This is a genomic window from Arsenicicoccus cauae (assembly GCF_009707125.1).
In the GTDB taxonomy this organism is placed as follows: domain Bacteria; phylum Actinomycetota; class Actinomycetes; order Actinomycetales; family Dermatophilaceae; genus Arsenicicoccus; species Arsenicicoccus cauae.
Genome location: NZ_WLVL01000043.1, coordinates 24,735 through 41,482 on the forward strand (window position 1 = coordinate 24,735; position 16,748 = coordinate 41,482).

The 16,748-nt window shown below is 72.2% G+C and carries 11 protein-coding genes; 10 read left to right on the forward strand and 1 reads right to left on the reverse strand.

Annotated features, from left to right (window positions below; genetic code table 11):
- Positions 1–10 precede the first annotated feature (10 nt).
- From nuoL to pepN, 10 genes are all read left to right on the forward strand, one after another.
- Positions 11–1,954, forward strand: coding sequence for an NADH-quinone oxidoreductase subunit L (nuoL, locus tag GGG17_RS14160; protein WP_311966714.1), 1,944 nt, complete (start codon positions 11–13; stop codon positions 1,952–1,954).
- Positions 1,954–3,492 (forward strand): NADH-quinone oxidoreductase subunit M, encoded by a 1,539-nt coding sequence (locus GGG17_RS14165; protein WP_154594352.1) that lies wholly within the window; start codon positions 1,954–1,956, stop codon positions 3,490–3,492. The genes nuoL and GGG17_RS14165 overlap by 1 nt, the downstream gene beginning before the upstream one ends.
- A gap of 26 nt (positions 3,493–3,518) precedes the next feature.
- On the forward strand, positions 3,519–5,105 hold the full coding sequence (gene nuoN, locus GGG17_RS14170; protein ID WP_375804527.1) for an NADH-quinone oxidoreductase subunit NuoN: 1,587 nt from the start codon (positions 3,519–3,521) through the stop codon (positions 5,103–5,105).
- A complete protein-coding gene (locus GGG17_RS14175) occupies positions 5,102–6,136 on the forward strand; it encodes a polyprenyl synthetase family protein (protein ID WP_154594353.1) in 1,035 nt (344 codons plus the stop codon). Before nuoN ends, GGG17_RS14175 begins: the two co-directional genes overlap by 4 nt.
- A gap of 70 nt (positions 6,137–6,206) precedes the next feature.
- Positions 6,207–7,397 carry an alanine racemase gene (locus GGG17_RS14180; protein WP_154594354.1) on the forward strand — a complete coding sequence of 397 codons (1,191 nt, stop codon included), beginning with the start codon at positions 6,207–6,209 and terminating at the stop codon, positions 7,395–7,397.
- A complete protein-coding gene (locus GGG17_RS14185) occupies positions 7,394–8,698 on the forward strand; it encodes a D-arabinono-1,4-lactone oxidase (protein ID WP_154594355.1) in 1,305 nt (434 codons plus the stop codon). The genes GGG17_RS14180 and GGG17_RS14185 overlap by 4 nt, the downstream gene beginning before the upstream one ends.
- A 103-nt stretch (positions 8,699–8,801) precedes the next feature.
- Positions 8,802–10,631: a hypothetical protein gene (locus tag GGG17_RS14190; RefSeq protein WP_154594356.1), complete on the forward strand. Its 1,830-nt coding sequence runs from the start codon at positions 8,802–8,804 to the stop codon at positions 10,629–10,631.
- 93 nt (positions 10,632–10,724) lie between these two features.
- A complete protein-coding gene (locus GGG17_RS14195; protein WP_154594357.1) occupies positions 10,725–12,809 on the forward strand; it encodes a GGDEF domain-containing protein in 2,085 nt (694 codons plus the stop codon).
- A gap of 60 nt (positions 12,810–12,869) precedes the next feature.
- Entirely contained in the window at positions 12,870–13,730 is an 861-nt protein-coding gene (htpX, locus tag GGG17_RS14200) for a zinc metalloprotease HtpX (protein ID WP_154594369.1), read from the forward strand.
- 112 nt (positions 13,731–13,842) lie between these two features.
- Positions 13,843–16,338: an aminopeptidase N gene (gene pepN, locus GGG17_RS14205; RefSeq protein WP_154594358.1), complete on the forward strand. Its 2,496-nt coding sequence runs from the start codon at positions 13,843–13,845 to the stop codon at positions 16,336–16,338.
- A gap of 51 nt (positions 16,339–16,389) precedes the next feature.
- Here pepN and GGG17_RS14210 read toward each other — a convergent pair whose 3' ends face one another.
- The gene (locus tag GGG17_RS14210; RefSeq protein WP_154594359.1) at positions 16,390–16,584 is read right to left on the reverse strand and encodes a hypothetical protein; all 195 of its coding nucleotides are present in this window, start codon (positions 16,582–16,584) and stop codon (positions 16,390–16,392) included.
- Positions 16,585–16,748: the final 164 nt, after the last annotated feature.

The window sequence follows — 16,748 nt, forward strand, 5'->3', positions numbered from 1 at the left end:
AGCGACTGGCGTGACTCTGCTCAGTACCTCGGCCCTCCTCGCCGCGGAGGGCGTCGCCCCCGTGGTGGAGGCGACCGACGTCGCGTCGTGGGGGTGGCTGCTCGTCGCCCTGCCACTCCTCGGCGCCGCGCTCCTGCTCGTCGGCGGACGCAGGACCGACTCGTTCGGGCCCGGCCTGGCGACCCTGCTGTCATGGGGATCCTTCGCCGTCGGCCTGATGATCTTCCTGCAGATGCTGGGGGCCGACCCCGAGCAGCGGTCCATGACCAAGGACCTGTGGCACTGGGTGCCGGCGGGCGGCTTCGACCTCAGGGCCGGCATGCTGCTCGACCCGCTGTCCATCGCCTTCGTGCTGCTCGTGACCTTCGTCGGTTCGCTGATCCACGTGTACTCCCTGGGCTACATGGAGCACGACCCGGACAAGCGGCGGTTCTTCGCCTACCTCAACCTGTTCGTCGCGGCCATGCTCACCCTGGTCCTCGGCAACTCCTACCTCATGCTGTTCGTCGGGTGGGAGGGCGTGGGTCTCGCGTCCTACCTGCTCATCGGTTTCTGGAACTGGAACCCCCCCTACGCCTCCGCCGCCAACAAGGCCTTCATCGCCAACCGCGTCGGTGACGTCGGCATGATCGTCGCGATGATGGCGATGTTCGCCGCGTTCGGCACCGTCTCGTTCGCCGGGGTCAACGAGGGCGCTCAGCACGCGAGCCCCGCCCTGCTGACGTTCGTCGGCCTGGCCCTGCTCCTCGCGGCGTGCGGCAAGTCGGCGCAGTTCCCGCTGCAGTCCTGGCTCGGCGACGCCATGGCCGGCCCGACGCCGGTGTCCGCGCTGATCCACGCCGCGACGATGGTCACCGCCGGTGTCTACCTCGTGGTCCGGTCGCACGCGATCTTCGACGCGGCGCCGGACGCCCGGCTCGCGGTCACGATCGTGGGAGCCGTCACGCTGACCATGGGCGCGATCATCGGCTGCGCCAAGGACGACATCAAGAAGGCCCTGGCGGCGTCCACGATGTCGCAGATCGGCTACATGATGCTCGCCGCGGGCCTCGGCCCCGTGGGCTACGCCTTCGCGATCTTCCACCTGCTGACGCACGGCTTCTTCAAGGCCGGGATGTTCCTGGGGGCAGGGTCGGTCATGCACGGCATGGGGGACCGGGTGGACATGCGCACCTTCGGCCACCTCTCCGGCAAGATGCCGACGACCTGGCTGACCTTCGGCGCGGGGTGGCTCGCGATCATCGGCTTCCCGTTCCTGTCGGGCTTCTGGTCCAAGGACAAGATCATCGAGGCCGCCTTCATCGGCGACGGCTGGCGACCCTGGGTCTTCGGCTCGGTCACGATGCTCGTCGCGGGCCTGACGGCGTTCTACATGTCGCGCCTGTTCTTCATGACCTTCCACGGCCGCCGGCGCTGGCTCGTCGAGGACCACCCGCACGAGTCCCCGGCCACCATGACGGTGCCCATGATCATCCTCGCCATCGGCTCGGTCGCCCTCGGGTTCGTGCTGAACTTCCTGGGCTTCACCCACTGGCTCGAGCCCGTCGTCGGTGGTCACGGCGAGGAGCACCCGGTCCTGCCGGTGCTCGCGATCACCCTGCTGACCCAGCTGCTCATGGTGATCGGCGTCGCCGTCGCCTGGATGCGCTACTGGCGCGACGAGGTGCCCGCCGTGGCCCCCCGTGGCTCGGTCCTCACGCGCGCCGCGCGCCGGGACTTCTACCAGGACGACGTCAACGACGGCCTGTTCGTCCGACCGGGCAACGGCCTCGTGCACGGCCTGCGGTCGGCGGACGAGCACGGCGTCGACGGCGGCGTGCTGGGCCTCGGCGAGGTCGTCGAGGCCACGTCCAACGGGGTCCGCAAGCTCCAGAACGGCTTCGTCCGCTCCTACGCCCTGACGATGCTCGCCGGCGTCGTCGCGATCCTTCTTGCTCTGTGGGTGGTGCAGTGATGTCCAACGTCCCCTGGTTGACCGCGATGCTGGTGATCCCCCTCGTGGGGTCCCTGGTCGTGGCCTGCCTCCCGTCCTCTCTCGCGAGCAGGGCCAGGCAGGTCGCGCTGGGCTTCTCGCTCGTGACCCTGGCGGTCGGGATCGTTGCGGCGCTGCGCTTCGACACCGACTCGAGCGCGCTGCAGCTCACGGAGCAGCACCGGTGGATCCCGTCCTTCGGCGTCTCCTACGCCCTCGGGGTCGACGGCATCTCGCTGAGCCTGATCCTGATGTCGCTCGTCCTGGCCCCCGTGTGCATCTTGGCCGCCTGGCACGACGTCCCCGAGGGCGGCAGCCGTGAAAAGACCTACTTCGCGCTGCTGCTGTCGCTGGTGCCGTTCATGGTCGGCGTCTTCGCCGCGACCGACGTCTTCTTGTTCTACGTGTTCTTCGAGGCCATGCTCATCCCGGTCTACTTCCTCGTGGCCGGCTACGGCGGCGCCCGCCGCGGGCAGGCCGCCCTGAAGTTCCTGCTGTTCTCGCTGGCCGGCGGCCTGGTCATGCTGGTCGCCCTCATCGCGCTCTACGTCCACGGCCCCGGCGGTGCCGACGGCTTCATGATCACCCGCCTCGTGGGGCTCGAGATGAGCCCGCTGGCCGAGCGCCTGATGTTCGTCGGCTTCTTCATCGCCTTCGCGATCAAGGCGCCGATGTGGCCCGTGCACACGTGGCTGCCGGACACGGCGGAGGAGGCGACTCCGGCGACCTCGACGCTGCTCGTCGGCGTCCTGGACAAGATCGGCACCTTCGGGATGCTGCGCTTCTGCCTCCCGTTCTTTCCGGAGGCGTCCCGCTGGGCGGCCCCGGTGATCCTGGTCCTGGCGCTGGTCTCGATCTTCTACGGTGCCTTCCTGGCCATCGGGAGCAAGGACATGCTGCGCCTGATCTCCTACACCTCGATCAGCCACTTCGGCTTCATCGTCCTCGGCATCTTCGCCTTCACGACCACCGGTGGCAACGGGTCAGCCCTCTACATGGTCAACCACGGCTTCACCACCGCTGCGTTGTTCCTGATCGTCGGCATGCTGATCCGCCGTCGTGGCAGTGCCAAGATCCCGGCATACGGCGGCTGGCAGCGGGTCACCCCGGCCCTGGCCGGGTGCTTCCTGGTCGCCGGCCTGTCCGGCCTGGCCCTGCCACCCCTCGGTGCCTTCGTGTCCGAGTACCTCGTCCTCGTCGGCACCTACCAGCGCCACCACGTCATCGGCGCCATCGCCGCGCCCGCGGTGATCCTCGCCGCGCTCTACATCCTGCTGATGTACCAGCGTGTGTTCACCGGTCCGAGGCCGGAGGGCGTCGACCGGGTCCGAGACCTCACGGGCCGCGAGAAGGCCGTCGTCGTGCCGCTCATCGCGAGCTTCCTCGTGCTCGGCCTGTGGCCGAAGCCCGCGCTCGACGTCGTGAACCCGGCCATCACCAAGACCCTGCAGACGGTCGGCATCGCCGACCCGGCGCCGTCCGCCGGCGCGCAGGCCACCTCCGAGGGGAGTGCCAAGTGAGTGCGTTGGTCAGCAGCCTGGTGGCTGTGACCGGACTGTCCGGTATGCCGCAGGCTGTGCGGCCTGCCGCGGACTTCCAGGTGACGTCCATCGACTACGCGGCCGTGTCGCCCGTCCTCGTCGTGGCGATCGCCGCGCTGGTGGGTGTGCTCGTGGAGGCCTTCGTCAAGCGCGAGCTGCGCTACCGGGTGCAGACCCGCGTGGCCGTGCTCGGCCTGCTCGGCGCCTTCGCCGCGGTCGTGACGTGCGCCAGCAACAGCTGGGTCTCGACCGCCGCGGGCGCCGTCGTGGTCGACGGACCGACGCTGCTGATCCAGGGAGCGCTGCTCGTCCTCGGCGTGATGAGCGTCCTGACGATGGCAGAGCGCTTCGACTCGGCCGCGCCCGACGCCTTCACGCAGTCCGCCTCCTCCGCCCCCGGCTCCCACGGCGAGTCGCTGGCGCTGCGTGTCGGGGCGACCACTACCGAGGTCTTCCCCCTCACCATGCTGTCGATGGTCGGCATGCTGATGTTCCCCGCGGCCGGGGACCTCGTCGTGATGTTCGTGGCTCTCGAGGTGCTGTCCCTGCCGCTGTACGTCCTCGCCGGCCTGGCGCGGCGCCGGCGACTGCTCTCGCAGGAGGCCGCTCTCAAGTACTTCCTGCTGGGCGCCTTCTCGTCCGGGTTCTTCCTGTTCGGCGCCGCCCTGCTGTACGGCTACTCCGGCACCGTCCGGCTAGCGGGCATCTCCAGCGCCATCGGCACCTCGGTGGGCCTGGACGGGCTGCTCCTGCCCGGCGCGTTCTTCCTCATGGTGGGCCTGCTGTTCAAGATCGGGGCTGTCCCGTTCCACTCGTGGACCCCGGACGTCTACCAGGGCGCCCCGACGCCGGTCACGGGCTTCATGGCCGCCTGCACCAAGCTGGCGGCGTTCGGCGCCCTGCTGCGTCTGCTGTACGTCGGCCTCGCGGCCGACCGCTGGTCCTACCTGCCCGCACTGTGGGCCGTCGCGATCCTCACGATGGTGGTGGGCGCGGTCCTGACCGTCACCCAGACCGACATGAAGCGGCTGCTGGCCTACTCCTCCATCGCGCATGCGGGCTTCATCCTGGTCGGCGTGCTGTCCTTCGACCGCAGCGGCGTGGTCGGCACGATCTTCTACCTCGTCGCCTACGGCTTCATGACGATCGCCGCGTTCGCCATCGTCTCCCTGGTCCGTCGCGGCGGGTCCGAGGCCACCACCATCTCCCAGTGGTCTGGGCTGGGCCGCCGCCACCCGGTGACCGCCGCCGTGTTCAGCTTCCTGATGCTGGCCTTCGCCGGCATCCCGCTCACGTCCGGCTTCACCGCCAAGTTCGCCGCCTTCTACCCCGCGGTCGCGCACGGCGGGGGGATGGGCACCGTGCTGGCGGTCGTCGGGGTGCTGTGCTCCGTGGTCACCGCGTTCGCCTACCTGCGGGTGGTCGGTGCCCTCTGGCACGCAGACCACGACGGGTCCACGGCCGAGGTCGTCATGCCGTCCGTGGCGAGCACCGTCGCCATCGCCCTTGGCGTGACCATCACGCTGGTCCTCGGCGTCTTCCCGACCCCGCTGCTGGACCTGGCCGGACGCGCGGCGACCTTCCTGCCATGACGGGCACGTCGCTCCCGGTCGGGGCACCCCCGGAGGGCACTCCGGCCGTGGCACCGGCCACCCTGCCTGGCGCAGGACCCGAGCTGATGCGGCGGCTCACGTCGGGGCTGCTGGCGGTCGAGGCGCGCATCCGGGCCGAGGTCGACCACAAGGACCCCTTCATCGCCGGGGCCTCGGCGCACCTGCTCTCCGCGGGCAAGAGGTTCCGTCCCATCCTCACCCTGCTCGCCGCCGAGCTGGGTGGGGGCTTCAGCCGTGACGTGGAGACCGCGGCCGCGGCCGTGGAGCTGACGCACCTGGCCAGCCTCTACCACGACGACGTCATGGACGAGGCGGACCTGCGGCGCGCGGTCGTCTCGGCCAACGCGGCCTACGGCAACTCCACCGCGATCCTCGTCGGTGACCTGCTGTTCGGGACCGCGTCCAAGATGATCGCCGAGCTCGGACCCGTCGGTGTCCGCATCCAGGCCGAGACCTTCGTGCGCCTGTGCTCCGGCCAGATCCGAGACGACCACCCCTGCCCAGAGGGGACGGACCCGGTCGACTACTACCTCGGTGTTCTCGAGGACAAGACCGGGGTGCTGATCGCCACCGCCGCGCGCTACGGTGCCATGTTCTCCGGGGCGGGGGAGGAGGCGGAGCGGATCCTCGAGGCCTACGGCGAGAAGCTCGGTGTGGCCTTCCAGCTGGCCGACGACCTGCTCGACATCACCTCCGAGGACTCCGGCAAGGAGCCCGGCACCGACCTGCGGGAGGGTGTCGACACCCTGCCCGTGCTGTACGTCAAGGCGTCCACGGACCCGGCCGATGCCCGCCTGCAGGAGCTCTTGACCCGCGACCTGCGCTCGGACGCCGGGGGTCACGCCGAGGCGCTCGCCCTGCTGCGTGCACACCCGGCGCTCGACCGCGCCCAGGCCTACACCCGCCAGGTCGCCGAGGAGGCCCAGCGCCTGCTCGACCCGTTGGGTGACGGCGAGGCCGTCCGGGCGCTGCGCGCGCTGGCGGCCAGCGTGGTGGACCGCGAGGTCTAGATGTACCTCATGGTAGGGCTGTGAGGGCAATCACCCACCGGGTCGGGCCTCGGCGCCCTACAGTGCGCCCATGATCGCGCACGCACCCGCCCAGGACCGGCGGGCCGACGAGTTGCGGGATGCCCTGGCGGGCCGGGAGGCGCCGTTCGCGGTGGTCGACCTGGACGCGTGGGACGACAACGCCCGTGCGCTGCTCGACCGGGCGGGGCGGCTGCCGGTGCGGCTCGCCAGCAAGTCGGTGCGGTGCCGGGCCCTGGTGGAGCGGGCCCTGTCCCAGGGTTTCCGCGGTGTCCTCGCCTACAGCCTCGACGAGGCCCTGTGGCTCGCGGACCTCGGCGTGGACGACCTGCTCGTGGCCTATCCGCCGGTCGGGCCGGACACGCTGACGCGCCTCGCCACGCATCCGCGGCGCGACGCCGTGACGGTCATGATCGACCATCCCGACCATGTCGACCGTCTCTGCTCGGTGGTGCGGGCGACCGGGATGCACGGCCCCCTCCGCGTCTGCCTGGACCTGGACGCCTCCCTGCGCCTCGGCCCCCTGCACCTGGGGGTGCGCCGCTCGTGCCTGCGCACCCCGGAGGCCGCTGCCAGGGCGGCCCGCGTCGTCGTCGCGTGTCCCGAGCTGCGCCTGGTGGGTGTCATGTCCTACGACGCCCAGGTCGCCGGGCTGCAGGACAGCTCGGCCGCCGTCCGCCTCGTCAAGGCGGCCTCCGTCCGCGAGCTCCTGGGGCGCCGCGCAGCGGTCGTGGCCGCGGTCGAGGAGGTGCTGGGTCATCCCCTCGAGCTGGTCAACGGCGGCGGCACCGGCAGCCTGCACCTGTTCGCCGACGACGCGGTCACCACCGAGCTCGCGGCCGGGTCCGGACTGATGTCCCCGCGCCTGTTCGACGGCTACCGGGACTTCCGCCACCGCCCCGCGGCGTGGTTCGTGCTCCCCGTGGTGCGGCGACCCGCGAGGCGCGTGGCCACGTGCTTCTCCGGCGGGTATGCCGCCAGCGGGGCTGCCGGGGTCGACCGCCTGCCGACGCCCGTCTCGCCATACGGCCTGTCCCTGCTCGGGACCGAGGGCGCCGGCGAGGTCCAGACGCCGGTGCGTGGACGAGCGGCCGAGCACCTGCGCATCGGTGACCACGTGTGGTTCCGGCACGCCAAGGCCGGCGAGCTGTGCGAGCGCGTGGACCGGGTGCTGCTGGTCAGCGGCGCTGACGTGGTCGACGAGGTGCCGACCTACCGCGGCGAGGGGAAGGCCTTCGGATGAGCACGTGGACCAACTGGAGCGGCAACCAGAGCTGCCGGCCGGCCCGGGTCGCCACCCCGGTGGGGGTGGACGAGGTCGCGCAGGTCATGACCGATGCCGCGCGGGACGGGATGCGGGTCAAGCCGATCGGCGCGGGGCACTCGTTCACCGCCATCGGCCTGACCGACGGCGTCCAGGTCAGCCTCGACGCCCACAGCGGGCTGGTGGCGGTCGACCGGGCCTCCGGACGGGTGCGGGTGCGCTCCGGCACCCGACTCTTCGACCTCAACGCGCTTCTGGACGCGCAGGGCCTGGCGATGGCCAACCTCGGGGACATCGACCGGCAGTCCGTCGCCGGCGCCCTGTCGACGGGCACCCACGGCACGGGGGCCACCCTGCCCGGTCTCGCGGGCCTGGTCGAGGCGCTGGAGATCGTGACGCCGGACGGCCGGGTGCGTCGCTGCGACCGGGAGCAGGACCCGGATCTGTTCCACGCTGCCCGCGTGGGCCTCGGGGCGCTCGGCATCGTCACCGAGGTGACCCTCGCCTGCGTGCCGGCCTTCCGCATCGAGGCGCGGGAGGAGCCGGCCGTCCTGGGCGCCGTGCTCACCGACCTGGACGAGCACGTGGACGCCCACGACCACTTCGAGATGTTCTGGTTCCCCCACACCGACCGCGTCCTCACCAAGCACAACCGCCGCCTGGCCCCGGGCGACACCTCCGGGAGCGCCCTGCCCCGCTGGCGCTACCTCCTCGACGACCAGCTGCTCGCCAACGGGCTCTTCGAGCTGAGCTGTCGGCTGGCCTCCCGGGTGCCGGTCACGACGCTGCCCATCAACGCCGTCGCGAGCCGAGCCCTGTCGGCCCGCACCTACACCGACCGCTCCCACCGCGTCTTTGCCAGCCCGCGGACGGTCCGCTTCACCGAGAGCGAGTATGCCGTGCCACGGGCCGCCCTCCCGGACGTGCTGCGCGAGCTGGACCGCTTCCTCGAGCGATCCGGCGAGCGCGTCGCCTTCCCCGTCGAGATCCGCTTCGCGGCGCCCGACGACGCCTGGCTGTCCACGGGCTACGAGCGGGCCAACGCCTACGTGGCCGTGCACCACTACCGCACCGTGGACCCCCGGCGCTACTTCACCGGCTTCGAGCAGATCGTGGCGGCTCACGACGGTCGACCGCACTGGGGCAAGATGCACACGCTCGGGGTCGAGCGCCTTCGTGAGCTCTACCCCCGGCTCCCCGACGTCCTGCGCCTGCGGGACGAGCTGGACCCCGATCGGCTCCTCGGCAACGACTACCTCACCCAGGTCCTGGGGGCGTGATGCTCCGCGGTCGCCGGGTCGTGCCACGGGGCGCGGCGGCCGCGCAGGTAGTCTGAGCGCGGCGGGGCCGTCCCGTCACAAACCGCTGGAGGGCCCCGCACGCATGTCGACCGTCGAGGTGGCGCAACCCGCCGCAGCCCACGGCCGCGGCCACGGTGACCGGCCCTCGCGCCGAGGCCCGCGCGCCGCCTGGTCCCGGGCCACCCCCGAGGAGCGCGGCGTCGGCCTCGCCTCGCTGGGGCTCGTGCTCTGGTTCCTCGTCCGCGTGCGGTCCGGGGCCGACCTGTACGACGGGTCGCACGTCGTCGCGCTGGCGCAGCGGATCGCGCAGGGCGACCGGTTGTTCGTCGACGAGATGAACGCCCAGGCCGTGGGCTCCGCGGCCGGGGCGCCGTTCGTGTGGGCGTGGACGCACCTGTTCGGTCAGAACCACCTCGTCCTGGCCTACCGCTACTGCTACGTCACGGTGGCGGTCCTGGTCGGCGTGCTGTGCTATCGCGCCCTGCGCACCCGGGTACGCCCGCTGGTGGCCTTCACGGCGGTCGCCGCGGCCTCGATGGTGACGAGCTATCACGTGGTCGGGCTGTCCTACAACACCGTGCCCACGCTGGCCATGACCATTTTCGCCTGCTGCGGCCTCGCGGCGGTTCTGGGCCCTGCCTCGAGCGCTCGTCGCTGGGTGGTGCCCGTGGGGCTGACGGCTCCGCTCGGGGCGGTGAGCCTGCAGTCGCTGCTCCCGGCGGTGGGGCTGAGCCTGCTCGTCCTCGCGGTGCTCCTGTGGCGGGACGGGCGCCGCGACGCGGTGCTGTGGCTCGTGGGCACCGCTGCTGCGGTCACCGTCCCGGTGGCGGGCTACTTCCTGGGCGCGGTCGGGTGGTCGGCCATCAGCGACACCCTCGACTACACCGTGCAGTACCAACAACCGCGCTCCGGACCGCTCGAGCGCCTCGGCTTCACGTCGATCTCCTGGCTCAAGGAGCTGGTCACCCCGGTGCGCCTGCCCGCCGTGCTGCTGGGGCTCAGCGCGGCTGTGCCCGCGCTGCCCGTCCGATGGCGTCGTGAAGCGGTCATCTGGTTCCCCCTGGTGCTGGGGGCCACCAGCCTGCTCGCGCTGCTGGTCCACGACGTCAACCTGATGCGCTACGTCGGCTCGGTCCAGCTCTACACCGCCCTGGTGATGCTCCCGGTCTGCCTGTGGTGGGTGCGCTCCCGCGGCGACCGAGAGGTCGCGACCCTGCTGCTGCTCGCCGCCCCCACCGCCCTGGTCGGCCACCCGATGGTCGCGGCCACGACCTTCGCGGGCCCGTGGTACGGCGAGTTCCCGCCAGCCTCGGTGGCTCTGGCCATCGCCACGACGGTGGGTGCCTGCCGGGTGGCGGAGCGCATCACCGGCGTCGCCGACGGGGTCGCCCTCAAGCGCTGTGCCCTCGTGTCGGTGCTGGTGATCCTGGCCTCCCAGTTCGCGACGAACTTCTACGGGAACTCACCGTGGGCCGCTCGCACGCCGGCTCCCGCCGGGGCCTACAGCGGGCTCTACAGCGGCGGCCGGGAGCTCGCCCACCTGCGGATCGTGCAGGACACCACCGACACCTGGGTGCGACCGGGGGAGAGCCTGCTCGTCTACGGCGCGGTCACCGGCGCCTTCCTCACCTCGGGGGCGCGGGCCGACACCAACATCGTGTGGCTCGAGGACTTCGGCGAGCTGGGCCGCTACACCACCGACTGGGTGCGGCAGACCGGGCGGGTGCCGGACGTGGTGCTGGTCTCCACCGACGCGATCCACGGTGACGGCATCGAGGCGATGGCGCAGCGCGACCCGATCCTCGCGTCCTTCGCCGGCACCCACCGGATCGTCGCGGGCATCCGATCCTTCAGCCCGGGTCAGTTCCGCAGCGAGGCGGGACTGGTGGTGCTGCGCCGCACCGGCACCTGATCCATCAGGGGGAGCGGCCACCCGTGGCCGGACCCGCCCGGCCGCCCAGGGCTAGCCTGGAGGGGCCCACCACCCACGAAGGACACCTCGCCGATGACACCTGCCTCCCGTCCCACCTCGGTGGGGCTGGCGTCCTGGCTCGGCCTGCGAGAAGCCTCCCTGCTGCTGGCCTGCGCCCCCGCGGGTGGTCTGCTGGTCGGGACGGTCGACCTGGCCACGTCCTCCGGCTTCGCCGACCCGGGTATGGCGCTGGCCTTCGCCCTGGTGGCGGTGTTCTACGCGGCGCAGCTCGCGGTGACGCTGGCTCGACCGGCCTGGACCGACACGTGGTGGGCCCCGGTGATCCTGACGACGTCAGCGTTGTCGTCCCCGCTGTTCACCACCTTCCTGGTCGACCCTCGCCCGCCCATCGTGTGGTTCTGGTTGCTCGAGCCCGTCGTGGTGCTGGCCGCCTACCTGTGCCGACCCGCTCACGCCGCGCTCGTGACGGTGGGGTGCCTGGGGTGCGGCTGGATCTTTCTGGCGCTGAGCGGGATCGACGTGGCGGGGCACGCGCACGCCGTCGCGGCGGGGGCTGCGGCGATCGTCCTGCCCGGCGTCGTGGCGGCCCTGGTCCTCGGCCGGGTGCGACGGCGCGAGCGGTCGGTGCTCGAGCAGACCCGCCTGGACCCGGTCACCGGTGTCCTCAACCGCCGCGGTCTCGAGCACGAGCTGAGCGAGTGGTCCGAGCGGGGCCGGGGGGCCGAGCCGGTGTGCCTGGTCTCGATCCACCTGGACTCCTTCGACGAGGCCGCGTCGGCCTGGGGCGGTGCCGCGGCTGACCAGGTGATGGCCCGGGTGGCCGTGGCGCTGGAGCGCGCCTACCACCGCAGCCACCTCGTCAGCCGGTTCGTGGACCACGAGTTCATCGTCGTCAGCGACATCGACCCCGACCTGCTCGTGCCGTCCCTGCTGCGCGCGGTGCGCGTCGCGAGCCCGCAGCGGCCCGTCACGGCCAGCGCGGGCGTGGTCTCGGGCATCCCCCTGGACCTGCTGGCCGAGGGACAGCTCGTCCCCATGGTCGAGCAGGCCCGTCAGCGGGTCACCGCGGCGCAGCTGTCCGCCGCGGGGGTGGACGCGCAGGAGTTCGAGCCCGGCACCTACGTCCCGGTCCCGGTGCCGCAGCCCGTGCCGGCGGCACCTCCTCGGGAGGAGGAGGTCGAGGCTCCCGACCTGCCGGGGAGCGACGCCCGCGTGCTCGGGTGGTGGCTGGCGGGCACCGGGGTCCTGCTGAGCGCGGTGCCGAGGCGTCCCGAGCAGTCGACACCCGTGGACGTGGCCGTCTACGCCGCGTGCCTGGTGGTGGCGTGCGCGGGGATGTGGGTGGCGCAGAGCGAGAGCGGCCACCCGCGGGTGGGGCGTGCGCTGGTGGCCCTCACGCTGCCCGTGACGGTCCTGGTGGTGATGAACGTCCCGACGGTCGAGGCCCGCTACCTCGTGGTGGTGCTGGCGGCCTACCCCGCGACCATCGCCGGGGTCCTCCTCGATCGCGTGTGGGCGCAGTGGATGGTCGTGCTCCTGCCGGTGAGCTTCGTCCTCGCGACCGCCATCGGTCCGACAGCCCTGCCGCACGCGCTCAGCGTCACGATCCTCGGCGTCGGCCTGGTCGCCGTGACCGCCCTGCTGGCCGCCATGGTCCGGCGACGGCGCCTGACCTCCCTCAACCGGTTGCACGTGCTCACCCTCACCGACCCGACGACCGGTGTGCTGACGCGCGCCGGTCTGGCGCGCGAGTTCCTCGACCTCCCGCCTGCCCGGCGCACGGGGATCCTGCTGGTCTCGGTCCTGCCGCGTGGCGCGGAGGGTCAGGGCACCGCCCTCGAGGCCGACCTCGCGGTGGTGGCCACGAGCCTGCACGAGCTCGCGCGGGGGAGAGGCGTGGTGGGTCGGGTCAGCGGTCGTGACCTGGTGCTGGTCGTGCCCGGCGCGGACCGCCTGGCTCTGCTGCGGCGCCGCCTGCAGCAGGACCTCGGCGAGCGCTCCGCCGAGGTGCAGACCCTGGTGGGGCTGGCCTACACCGACGACCACAGCGAGGGTGGGCTCTGGCAGGCGGTCAACGAGGCTGACGACGCCGTCCGGCGGCAGACCAACGGCGACCAGGGCCCCTCGCACCTCGTCCCGGTCGACGCGACGCCCTGACGCCGGCCCCTGGGTCGGGTGTCCCGGAACGTTCTCGGCCCGGGCGGCGTTGTGCCTGACATGCACCGGCACTACAACGGTCTCAAGACCGCTGCGCTCTTCGGCGTCATCTGGGCGCTGCTCCTCGGCCTCGGCGCCCTCATCGGCAACGGCCGGTACATCTGGCTGTTCGCCCTGGCTGGCCTCGCCATGACCTTCTACTCCTACTGGAACTCCGACAAGCTCGCGCTGCGCGCCATGCAGGCCTACCCGGTCACCCGGGAGCAGGCACCGGCGATGTACCGCATCGTCGAGGAGCTGTCGGCCCGCGCCGGGCAGCCGATGCCGCGGCTCTACATCTCCCCGACCGAGGCGCCCAACGCCTTCGCCACCGGCCGCAACCCGCAGAACTCCGCCGTGTGCTGCACGGAGGGGATCCTGCGGCTGCTCGACGAGCGCGAGCTGCGCGGGGTGCTCGGTCATGAGCTGATGCACGTCTACAACCGCGACATCCTCACGAGCTCGGTCGCCGCGGCGATCGCCGGGGTGATCACGAGCGTCGCGCAGATGGCGATGTTCTTCGGCGGGGGCAATGACGAGGACCGTCCCAACCCGGTCGTGATGATCCTGATGGCCCTGCTCGCCCCCCTGGCCGCGAGCCTGATCCAGATGGCGATCTCCCGCACCCGGGAGTTCGACGCCGACGAGGACGGCTCGTCGCTCACCGGGGACCCGCTGGCCCTGGCCTCGGCGCTCAAGAAGCTCGAGCTCGGGGTCGCCCGCGCGCCGCTCGCGCCGCAGCCGGACGTCGTCAACGCGAGCCACATGATGATCGCCAACCCCTTCCGCGCGCAGGACGTCAGCAAGCTCTTCAGCACCCACCCCGCCACGGCCGACCGGATCGCGCGGCTCGAGCAGATGGCGGGCTACCACGGGCGCTGAGGGTGGCGGAGGCCGTCCGGCCCCGGCCCCGTATGCCGCCGGCCCACGGCATACGGCGTGGCTGCCTCCCGCCGACCCACCGGCACGACCCGGGGTGTGAAACGGTGGGGGAATGACCAGCCTGACCCGCACGGAGGCGCGAGGACGCGCCGCGACCGTGGACCGCCCCCGCTACGCCGTCGAACTCGATCTCACCCACGGCGAGACGACCTTCGCCAGCCGCACCGTGCTGACCTTCGCCGCCACCCCGGGCGAGACCACCTTCGTCGACCTCAAGGCCACCGAGCTGCTCGAGGCGACCCTCAACGGCGAGCCCCTGCCGGCCGAGGCCTTCGCGCACGGACGCCTGCAGCTGACCGGCCTCGCCGCCGACAACGAGCTCGTCGTGCGCGCGACCATGAGCTTCAGCCGGGACGGCTCCGGCCTGCACCGTGCCGTCGACCCGGCCGACGGCGAGCACTACGTCTACGGCCACTCGTTCATGGACGCCGCGCCGCGGGTGTTCGCCTGCTTCGACCAGCCGGACCTCAAGGCGCCCTGCACGTTCACCGTGACCGCGCCGAGCGACTGGGTGGTGATCGGCAACGGCGCCGCGACCCGCGAGGGCGACGTGTGGCACCTGGCCGAGACCGCTCCGATCGCGACCTACTTCACGTCCATCTGCGCCGGGCCCTACGTGAGCGTCACCGACGAGCACGACGGGATCCCGCTGGGGCTGTTCGCCCGCCGGTCGGTCCAGGCGCAGCTCGAGGCCAACGCCCCTCGCGTCCTCGAGGTCACGCGGCGCAGCTTCGACTACTTCCACGAGCTGTTCGGGATCCGTTACCCCTTCGGCAAGTATGACCAGGTGTGGGTGCCGGAGTTCAACGCCGGCGCGATGGAGAACCCCGGCTGCGTGGTCCTGCGCGACGAGTACCTCTTCCGCTCCCGCGTCACCGGTGCGGAGCTGCTGTCGCGCGACAACACCGTGAGCCACGAGATGGCGCACATGTGGTTCGGCGACCTGGTGACGCTGGCGTGGTGGGACGACCTGTGGCTCAACGAGTCGTTCGCTGAGTACATGGCGAGCCGGTGCGTGGTGGGGACCGGGCTCTACCCCGACGCCTGGTCCGACCAGGGGATCGTGCGCAAGGCCTGGGGCTACTCCGCCGAGCGGTCGCCGTCGACGCACCCGGTCGCGGGCAACGGCTCGGAGGATGCCCTGGCCGCGCTGCAGAACTTCGACGGCATCTCCTACGCCAAGGGCTCGGCGGTGCTGCGGCAGCTCATCGCCTACATCGGGGACGACGCGTTCGTGGCCGGCGTGCGCGACTACCTGCAGCGGCACGCCCACGGCAACGCGCAGATGAGTGACTTCTTCGCCGCGATGGAGCGGGCGCACGGTGCCTCGCTGACGGCGTGGACCGACGCCTGGCTGAGGACCGCGGGGCTCGACGCCATCCGCGTCGACGTGGACTGGGACGACGAGTCCGACGTCGTCCGGCGGGCCGAGGTGGTCAAGGTGGCCCCAGAGGCGCACCCGGCCCAGCGCTCGCACGCGCTGGACGTGGCCGGATGGACCGACGGCGAGGAGGTCGTGCGCGCGCGGCTCACCCTCGACGAGGACCGCCGCGTGGTGCACGAGCTGCTCGACCGGCCACGGCCCGCCATCATCGTGCCGAACGCCTCGGACCTCACCTGGGCGACGGTCGTCCTGGACGAGGACACGCTGCGGCGCCTCCCCGAGCAGCTGGCCCAGGTGGACGACCTGGCCGCGCGTGTCGTCCTGTGGAACGCCCTCCGCGACGGGGTCGCCCTCGCGACGGTCGACCCCCGGCTGGTCGTCGACGTCTTCGCCGCGTCCTGGCCGCTGGAGCTGGACGACTCGGTGCTGTCGGCGGTCGGTCGCTACGTCCCCGACGTGGTGGTCGCGGTCTACCTCCCCGCCGACGAGCGGCCGCTCGCCCGGGAGCGGGTCGCGGACGCCGGAGCCGCCGCCCTGCAGGCCGCCGAGCCCGGCTCGACCCGGGCGCTCGCGGCCGCGCGGGTGGTCGCCTCCACCTCGCGCGACGAGGAGCTCCTGCGCCGGTGGTATGCCGGGCGCGAGCTCCCCGCGGGTCTGGCGGGCGACGCGGACTTCCGCTGGCTCGTGGCCACCACGCTCGCCGGTGACGGGGCGCTGTCCGTCGCCGAGCTGGAGGAGGCGCACGCGGCCGACGCCACGGTCGCGGGCACGCTGGCGTGGCTGGGTGCGCGGGCCGCGCGACCGCTGTCCGAGGACAAGGCCTGGGCCTGGGCGGAGCTGACGGAGCAGCGAGGTCGGTCCAACCACGAGATGAACGCCCTCGCCGGGGCGTTCTGGCGCAGCGGCGACACGGCGGTGCTGCGACCCTACGTGGAGCGCTACTTCGCCGACGTGCCGGCGATGTGCGCCTGGGTCGGGGACGACGCGATGGCCCGCGTGGCCAAGCTGGCCTATCCCGTGCAGCTCGCCGAGCCGGAGACGCTGCAGCGGTCGCAGGCCGCGCAGGGCCGCTCGGACCTCACGGCGGCGGTGCGGCGCGGGATCGTCGATCAGGAGTCCGTGCTGCGCCAGGTCCTCCTCTCCCGCGACACCTACCGGGGGTAGGGGCATAAGCCGGCCTTCGTCCGCCAGGTCGATGATCCCGCCCCCGGCGGATCAGCGGATCAGCGGCAGCAGGCTCACCACCAGGGCGACGACGGGCACCGCCACGACCGTCGTCACCGCCACCACGCTCGCCACCATCTCGGAGTCGCCGCGGAACTCCTCCGCCAGCAGGAACGCGTTGACCGCCGTCGGCATCGCCAGCGCCAGCACCAGCGACCGGGTGGCCAGCGTGGGCAGCGGCAGCACCATCGCCGCGTTGAAGGCGATGCTGCACTCGGTGTACTGAGTCGCCCCGGATTTCGTGGAGGGCGGGTTATGCCGTGCCGGCGGGTGCCGGGGCACGGTTGAGTGCAGCGTAGTAGGTGGCTTCGTACTCGGCGGGTGGGGTGTGGTCGCAGTGGCTGTGCAGG